The 8,133-nt window shown below is 71.3% G+C and carries 6 protein-coding genes; 3 read left to right on the top strand and 3 right to left on the bottom strand.

The window, feature by feature from the left end; genetic code table 11:
• Window positions 1–91: 91 nt before the first annotated feature.
• Both ACIRP7_RS39585 and ACIRP7_RS39580 read right to left on the bottom strand, forming a co-directional pair.
• Window positions 92–757 (bottom strand): helix-turn-helix domain-containing protein, encoded by a 666-nt coding sequence (locus ACIRP7_RS39585; protein WP_403669958.1) that lies wholly within the window; start codon window positions 755–757, stop codon window positions 92–94.
• 9 nt (window positions 758–766) lie between these two features.
• The gene (locus ACIRP7_RS39580) at window positions 767–1,708 is read right to left on the bottom strand and encodes an AraC family transcriptional regulator (protein WP_403669955.1); all 942 of its coding nucleotides are present in this window, start codon (window positions 1,706–1,708) and stop codon (window positions 767–769) included.
• Between the two features lie 81 nt (window positions 1,709–1,789).
• Between ACIRP7_RS39580 and ACIRP7_RS39575 the strand changes: the two genes are divergently transcribed.
• Entirely contained in the window at window positions 1,790–2,626 is an 837-nt protein-coding gene (locus ACIRP7_RS39575) for an SDR family oxidoreductase (RefSeq protein ID WP_403669952.1), read from the top strand.
• Window positions 2,627–2,654: 28 nt separating this feature from the next.
• Here ACIRP7_RS39575 and ACIRP7_RS39570 read toward each other — a convergent pair whose 3' ends face one another.
• The gene (locus ACIRP7_RS39570; protein WP_403669949.1) at window positions 2,655–3,794 is read right to left on the bottom strand and encodes a YihY/virulence factor BrkB family protein; all 1,140 of its coding nucleotides are present in this window, start codon (window positions 3,792–3,794) and stop codon (window positions 2,655–2,657) included.
• A gap of 584 nt (window positions 3,795–4,378) precedes the next feature.
• Between ACIRP7_RS39570 and ACIRP7_RS39565 the strand changes: the two genes are divergently transcribed.
• Both ACIRP7_RS39565 and ACIRP7_RS39560 read left to right on the top strand, forming a co-directional pair.
• Window positions 4,379–5,587, top strand: coding sequence for a heparan-alpha-glucosaminide N-acetyltransferase domain-containing protein (locus ACIRP7_RS39565; RefSeq protein ID WP_403669946.1), 1,209 nt, complete (start codon window positions 4,379–4,381; stop codon window positions 5,585–5,587).
• 35 nt (window positions 5,588–5,622) lie between these two features.
• Window positions 5,623–8,091, top strand: a complete 2,469-nt coding sequence (locus ACIRP7_RS39560) for a Pls/PosA family non-ribosomal peptide synthetase (protein WP_403669944.1) — start codon at window positions 5,623–5,625, stop codon at window positions 8,089–8,091.
• Window positions 8,092–8,133: the final 42 nt, after the last annotated feature.

Raw genomic sequence — 8,133 nt, 5'->3', positions numbered from 1 at the left:
CAATCCACACCGAACCGGAAGGCCCTCATCCGTTCAAGATCCCTCAGTCGAGACCTGGCTCACCTGTCCACAACCTCCCAGGACAGAACAGCTAGCCGACGGCGAGTAGCCGCCCCAGCGGCACACCCGCCAACTCCCTTACGTCCCGTGCGAAATGGGCCTGGTCGGCGAACCCGCACCGCGCCGCCGTCTCCGCGAACGGCACTCCGGCCCCGGCCAGCGCGAGGGCTCGCCGCAGCCGCAGGATCCGGGCCAGCGTCTTCGGCCCGTACCCGAAGGCCATGAGCGACCTGCGGTGCAACTGCCGCGCCCCGAGGCCGATTTCGTCGGCGATCGCGGCGACGGGGCGGCCCGCGTCGAGAGCGGTGACGAGGGCGTGCAGAAGAGGGTCGGGAGGGGCCGCGCGCTCCAGGGTGATGTCTTCGAGTGCCGTGGCGGGGTCAGGGGCCCGTCCGATACGGCTCCGCAGCCGCCGTACCTCCGACGCCGGCCAGAGATCGGCCAACTCCACCCGTCGGTCACGCAGTTCATGAGCGGGTACGCCCAGGAAGGCGGGCGCGGAACCGGGGTGGAAGCGCAGGCCGGTCCAGGTACGGGGGGCGCCGGCGGGGACGTACGCGCGGGTGTCGGGTCCGGCGACGAGCAGTCGCCCTTCGGTCCAGAGCAGATCCATGCACCCGTCGGGCAGGACGCGTCCGGACCCGTCACCGGTCCAGACGACGGCACCGGCGAGCCGGGACGGCCGTTCCGTGTACACGTCCCCAGGCTACGGCGGGCCGACCCGCAGCCGGAACTCCTGCGGGCTGACTCCGTACGTCCTCTTGAAGGCACTGGAGAGGGCGAACGCGCTCCCGTAGCCCACCTGCCGGGCGATCGCCTCCAGCGTCGTGTCCCCCTCCCGCAGCCGGTCCGCCGCCGACGCCAGCCTCCACCCGGTCAGATACGTCATCACCGGCTCCCCCACCAGGTCGCTGAACCGCCGGGCCAGCGCCGCGCGCGACACTCCCGCCTTGGCGGCCAGGGACGCCACCGTCCACGGATGCGCGGGGTCGTCCTGCATCAGCCGCAGCACCCGTCCCACGACCGGGTCCGCCAGCGCCGCGTACCAGGCGGGTGCCGCCGCCTCGGGCCGGGAGAACCAGGCCCGCAGCGCCGCGATGACCAGCAGGTCCAGCATCCGGTCCAGGACGACCTCCTGACCCGGCTCGTCGCGCACGATCTCCTCCATGAGGAGGGGGGTCAGCGGGCACTCCCACACGTCGGTGGTGAGCGACAGCAGGGGCGGCAGCGCGTCCAGGAGCCGGTTGCTGATCTCGCCGTCCATCAGGTACGTCCCGATGAGGATGACGGTCTCGCCGTCGAGCCGGTCGCCCCAGGTGCGGACGCCGAGGTCCATGGAGCCGTTCAGTTCCCGCCCGTCGGGGTAGCGGCACTCCGCGCCGGGCAGGATCAGGGCCTGCGGGGCCGTACCGGGGTCGTCGGCGCAGGTGTAGGGGGCGGGGCCACGGGCGATGGCGAGATCGCCGGGGCGCAGCCGGACCGGCTCGCCCGAGTCGGGCACGATCACGGCCTGCCCGCGGACCAGCAGCATGACCGTCAACGGCGCCCGGTCCTCCACCCGCACCGCCCACGGCGGGTCGAAACACGCACGGATCATGAAGGCGCCACGCGCCCGCGGTCCTTCCAGCAGGCCTGCCAGAGCGTCCATGCGGCCAGCGTAGACGCGCACGCATGGGAATGAGCCGTTCAGCGATGGTCCCTTGCCCGGCACGGGAGTTGACTCGACGGCATGACGGAGAACACGCGGAACACGACGGTGGTGGTGACCGGTGCCTCGGGTCGTACGGGCAGCCGGGTGGCGCGGTCCGCGCAGGCCGCGGGGCTGACGGTGCGGCCTGCCTCGCGGGCGCACGGGTTCGACTGGCAGGGCCGGTCGACGTGGGCGAAGGTGCTGCGGGGCGCGGACGCGGCGTATCTGGTGTACCCCTCGGACATCGGCGCCCCCGGGGCCGCCGAGGCGGTCGGGGCACTCGCGCGGGAGGCGGTGGGGGCCGGCGTACGGCGGCTGGTGCTGCTGTCGTCTCGGGGGCAGGACCGGGCGCGGGACGCGGAGGAGGCGCTGCACGCGTCGGGGGCCGACTGGACGGTCGTCCGGGCCGCGTGGTTCGCGCAGAACTTCAGCGAGGGGCCGCTGGTGGAGGAGTTGCGGCTGCGTGGAGAGCTGGTGTTTCCGGCGGGTGAGGTGCGGGAGCCGTTCGTGGATGTACGGGACATCGGGGACGTGGTGGTGGCCGCGCTGTCGGCGGGCGACCGGTACGTCGGGGAGACGATCGCCGTGTCGGGGCCCCGGCTGCTCTCCTTCGGCGAGGCGGTCGCGGAGATCGCGAAGGCGACGGGGCGCGAGCTCTCGTACCGAGCGGTGTCGCCGCGGGCGTACGGGGAGAACCTGCTCGGGTTCGGGGTGCCGGCGAGGGAGGTGGAGGCGCTGGTGGAGGCGTTCGCCCAGCTGCTGGACGGGCGCAACGCGTATCTGTCGCAGGGGGTGCGGGAGGTTCTGGGCCGGGAGCCGCGGGACTTCGCTCAGTTCGCGCGACAGGCGGCGGCGACCGGCACCTGGACCGAGTGAGCGGCCCGTCGCCGGCGGCGTACCCCTGTCAGGAGCCTTCCGGCTTCCGCGGGGGATGCGTCGTCTTCGCGTGAGCCCGGAGGCGGGAGGTCACGTCCTCCGGCGGCAGGAACCGCGACCAGCGCTCCGGGAACTCCGAGGGCATGTCGGGGTCGTCCGGGTCGGGGTCGTTGTGGAGGGCTGCCGCGCGGGCCACGTAGTGCGCCACCTGCGCCTCGCGCACCCGCTCGTTCGCCGCACGCGCCGCCGCCGTGGCCGCGGCCGGCCACACGCGGTCGATCGCGGCGTTCATCGCGGCGCCCACCAGGACCGCGAAGGCCGACACGCCGATCCACAGCAGCACCGCCACCGCGGCGGCGAGCGAGCCGTAGATCGTCGCACCCTCGATGGTGCTCTGCAGGTAGATCCGGAGCAGGAAGCTTCCCAGCACCCACATCGCCAGGGCCACCAGTGCGCCCGGGACGTCCTCGATCCACGGTGAGCGCACCGGTACCGACACGTGGTACAGCGTGGTCAGGAAGGCGACGGACAGGATGATCACCACGGGCCAGTACAGGACCTGGACGACCGTCGTCGACCACGGCACGATCCGTACGACCGCGTCCGGCCCCGCCACCATCAGCGGCAGCGCCACCGAGCCGATCAGCAGTGCGGCGATGAACAGCGCGAACGCCACGAGGCGGGTCTTGACGATGCCGCGGACCCCGTCGAGGCCGTACATGACGGTGATGGTGTCGATGAAGACGTTCACGGCGCGCGACCCGGACCACAGGGCGAACAGGAAGCCGACGGAGATGACGTCGGGACGGCCGCCCTTCATCACGTCGTCCAGGATCGGCTGGGCGATCTGCCGCACCCCCTTGTCGGACAGGACCGTGCGCGCGGCGGCCAGGAGGTTGGCCTCCAGGCTGCTGATGCTGTCGGTGCCGGTCCAGTCGTCGACGTAGCCGAGCAGTCCGATGAGGCTGAGCAGCAGCGGCGGTACGGACAGCAGCGAGAAGAAGGCGGCCTCGGCGGCGAGCCCGAGGATGCGGTACTCGATGCACGAGTTGACGGTGTCCTTGACCAGCAGCCAGGCGGTCCTGCGCTTCGACACGTTCCGGTAGAGGGCACGGGCCCGGTGGAGCCGGCCGGAGGGTGGCTGAGGGGAGTCGCTTGCTGCCTGCACGACCTAAAGGTATCCGCCGTGGGAGCGTGCACTCATCCCCCCGTCCCGGTCCGGGGCACGCCCGTGCGGGGAACGCCCGCTCGTGTTCGGTTCCGTCATACTGCGGAAAACACCGGGCAACTGCGCGGAAATCGTCAAGGAAATCGAACCCTTTTTCTGTCATGCACCCGCTGGCCGAATTTCGCGGCCCCGGGAACCGGAATACCGGGTGACATATGCACCGCCCATGAAGTCAGTTCCCCGGTGGCGTCGCCGAGCACCACGAACGGGTCATGACACCGGCGAACGGTCGACCAGCAAGAAACCGCCATTGACTGAAATGCGCTTGACCCGTTCATGAGCCCGTCGAAACAATTCGGATTGCATTCTCAGGGCCGTGACCAAGGACCGAGCCGACCACCCCGTCCCCGTCACGTGGTCACTCCAGCCGCATACCGAACCCCTCCTTCTCTTATTCCATTCCACGTCTCGCGGCACTTCTCTTTCTTCCGGAACACCGGAACCACGGGAGTTCTTCTTTCCCGATTTCGGCGCGCGGTGAACAGCGCCCGGCATTCCGCCGTATCCCACTCTGGAGAATTCTCATGCCTGTTCCGAACGTGCCGAAGCAAGCCGTGCCGCGCATCGTGGGGGTCGATGTGGCACGGGGCCTGGCCCTGCTCGGAATGTTCTCCGTTCACGTGTTCGGTGCGTTCGACGGGGCCGGATCGCCCACGCCCGCCTGGATGTTCGCGGGCGGCCGTTCGTCTGCGACGTTCGCCGTGACGGCCGGGATCGGTCTGGCCTTCACGACCGGCGGGCGCCGGCCCGCGACCGGGCGGCCCGCAACTGTCGCGGTGGCGGCACGGGCCGGTGTCATCGCGCTGATCGGGCTCCTCCTCGGCTTCGCCTCACGCGCGGCGGACCTGGACGTGGACGTGATCCTGGTGTTCTACGCCCTGCTGTTCCTGATCGCGATCCCGCTGCTGGGCCTCGCCCCGCGAACCCTCGCGGCTCTCTCCCTGGCCCTGGCCGTGGGGGCGCCGTTCGCCGTCCACGCGCTGCGGGGCGTCCTGCCCGAGCCCGCGTTCGACGGCGACCCGACCCTCCAGGACGTGGTCACCGATCCGCTCGGCCTGGTGTCGGACCTGCTGGTGCACGGCGACTACCCGGTGCTCGCCTGGACCGCCTACCTGTGCGCAGGACTCGCCCTGGGCCGACTGGACCTGGCGTCACGCAAGGTCGCGCCCCGGCTCCTCGGGGGCGGCCTCGCGCTCGTGGCCGGGGTCTGGCTGGTGTCGTCCCTGGTCCTGTTCCGGTTCGACGGTCTGCGGTACCTGTGGCGCGCGGAGTTCCCGGGCGCCTCCCGCGCCGAGGCCCTGTGGGACAGCCCGGACGGCGTGACCTGGTGGGCGCTCCTGTCCCGCGCGCCGCACTCGACGACCCCCTTCGACCTGCTCCTCACCCTGGGCTCGGCGGCGGCGATCCTCGGCGGCGCCCTGCTGCTGGCCAGGAGCGCCCCTCTTGCGCGGGCGCTCGCGCCGCTCGCGGCGGCGGGCAGCATGCCGCTGACCCTGTACGCCGCCCATGTGCTCCTCCTCGCCACCGGTGCGCTCTCCGGCTCCCCCGGGCTCCTCTACGCCGTCATGACCACCGGAGCGCTCCTGTTCGCCCTCTCGTGGCGGCACGTCGGGCGTGGCCCGCTGGAAACGGTCGTCGCAGGCGCGGCCCGGCGGTGTCGCGAGGCCGTAACACCACCGCGGCCGCCGGAACCGGTGGAGCGCCCCGCCCGACTTAGCAGGCACACCGAATAGTCCATAAGCGCAAAAGTAATGATCTAGGAGCTCAAGTGGTGGTAAATCCCGGCGAGATCACGACAGTCGCCCCGGTGGACGGCACCGCCCACGTCCTCGCCGAGGTGCTGGCCGGGGTCGTCAAGACGGATCAAGTACCCCTCGACAGCCACTTCTTCGACGATCTGGGCGCCAACTCCCTGGTCATGGCGCAGTTCTGCGCCCGGGTCCGCAAGCGGGACGATCTGCCGCAGGTGTCGATGAGGGACGTCTACGGCCACCCGACGATCCGCTCCCTGGCGACGGCCCTCGCCGAGGTCCCCGCCGCCGGGCCGGCCCCCGCGCGGCCGGCCGAGCCACCCCCGCCGCCGGGCAGCAGCGCCCGCTATGTGCTGTGCGGCCTCGCGCAGTTCCTCGTCTTCGCCGCGTACTGCCTGGCGGCCGGTGCCGCCACCGCAGCGGGGTACTCCTGGATATCCGGCGCCGACGGCCTGCTCTCCGTCTACCTGCGCTCGCTGGTCTTCGGCGGCGCCCTGTTCCTCGCCCTGTGCACCCTGCCCGTGGTGGCGAAGTGGGTGCTGGTGGGCCGGTGGAAGGAGACGGAGTTCCCGGTGTGGGGTCCCGCCTACGTCCGCTTCTGGCTGGTCAAGGCGCTGCTGCACGCCAATCCGATGGTCCTGTTCACCGGCAACCCGCTGTACGTCCTCTACCTGCGGGCCCTCGGCGCCCGTATCGGCCCGGGCGTCACGATCCTGTCCCACTCGGTGCCGGTCTGCACCGACCTGCTGACCGTGGGCGCCGGCACGGTGATCCGCAAGGACGCCCTGTTCCTCGGCTACCGGGCGCACGCGGGCCGCATCCGCACCGGCCCGGTCACCCTCGGCCGGGACGTCTTCGTCGGCGAGAAGACCGTCCTCGACATCGGCACGTCCATCGGCGACGGCGGCCAGCTGGGCCACTCCTCCGCCCTGTACGACGGTGCCGCGATCCCCGCGGGCGAGCGCTGGCACGGCTCACCCGGCCGCCCCACCGACGTCGACCACATCCGCGTCCCCGCGACCCGCTGCACCACCCCGCGCCGGGCCGGCTACGCCCTCGTGACCCTGCTGCAGACCCTGCTGGTGTACGTCCCGCTCGGCATCGGCGGTGTCTTCCTGGCGATGGACCTCGTGCCGGCACTGGACCCGCTGCTCGATCCGAACGCGAGGGAACTGGAGTCGGCGCCCTTCTACGCCGCGGCGCTCGTCCTGTCCGTCGCCTTCTTCGCCGGTTCCGTGGTCCTCGGCCTCGTCACCGTGACGGTGCTGCCGCGGCTGCTGAACCTGACCCTGAGGGCCGACCGGGTCTATCCGCTGTACGGCTTCCACTACTCGGTGCAGCGCGCGATCGCCCGCATGACCAACATCAGGTTTTTCAAGTGGCTGTGCGGCGACAGCTCGTACATCGTCCCCTACCTGCGGGCCCTCGGCTACGACCTCTCGCGCGTCGAGCAGACCGGCTCGAACTTCGGCACCGAGGTGGCCCACGAGACGCCGTACCTGGCCACCGTCGGCAGCGGCACGATGGTCGCCGACGGGCTGTCGGTCCTCAACGCCGAGTACTCCAGCACCTCGTTCCGCGTCTCGCGGGTGAGGATCGGCGGGCACAACTTCCTCGGCAACCACATCGCCTATCCCGTGGGCGGCCGCACCGGTGACAACTGCCTGCTCGCCACCAAGGTGCTGGTTCCGCTCGACGGCGAACTCCGCGAGGGCGTGGGCCTGCTGGGCTCGCCGCCCTTCGAGATCCCGCGCACGGTGGAGCGCGACATGCGCTTCGACCACTTCCGCGAGGGCGACGAGCTGCGCCGCCGCCTGTCGGCCAAGAACCGGTCCAACGCGCGCACCATGGCCCTCTTCCTGTTCCTGCGCTGGCTGAACTGGTTCCTGCTGACGCTGCTCGGCTTCGCGGCGGTCGATCTCCACGGCGGCCGGGGCGCCCTCGGGGCACTGCTGGTCGGCGGCTACCTGATGGCCGGCCTCGCGGTGACCGCCGGCTACTGGGCGCTGGTGGAGCGCGTGATCACCCGGTTCCGGCCGCTGAAGCCGCGACTGTGCTCCATCTACGAGCCGTACTTCTGGTGGCACGAGCGGCTGTGGAAGGTGCCCGACCACCATCTCGCGGTGTTCGACGGCACCCCGTTCAAGAACCTGATCTGGCGGCTGCTGGGCGTGCGGATCGGGCGCCGGGTCTTCGACGACGGCTGCTATCTCACCGAGCGGACGCTGGTCGCGATCGGCAGCGACACCACGCTCGGCCACCACTCCAAGGTGCAGGCGCACTCCCAGGAGGACGGCACCTTCAAGTCCGACCACATCGTCATCGGCGACGGCTGCACCCTCGGGGCGGGCGCGCTGGTCCACTACGGCGTCTCGATGGGCGACGGCGCCGTGCTCGGTGCCGACGCCTTCCTGATGAAGGGCGAGGAGATGCCGGCGGGGGCGCACTGGGGCGGGAATCCGGCTGTGGCGCTGCGACGCGCCTGAACCGTCCGCACTGCCTGAATGAAATGGCTGAACTGCCTGAAC

The sequence above is a fragment of the Streptomyces sp. NPDC102270 genome, from assembly GCF_044766405.1.
Classification (GTDB): Bacteria; Actinomycetota; Actinomycetes; order Streptomycetales; family Streptomycetaceae; genus Streptomyces.
Note: the sequence above shows the minus strand (reverse complement) of the source record. Positions and strands in the feature narration are given on the sequence as shown.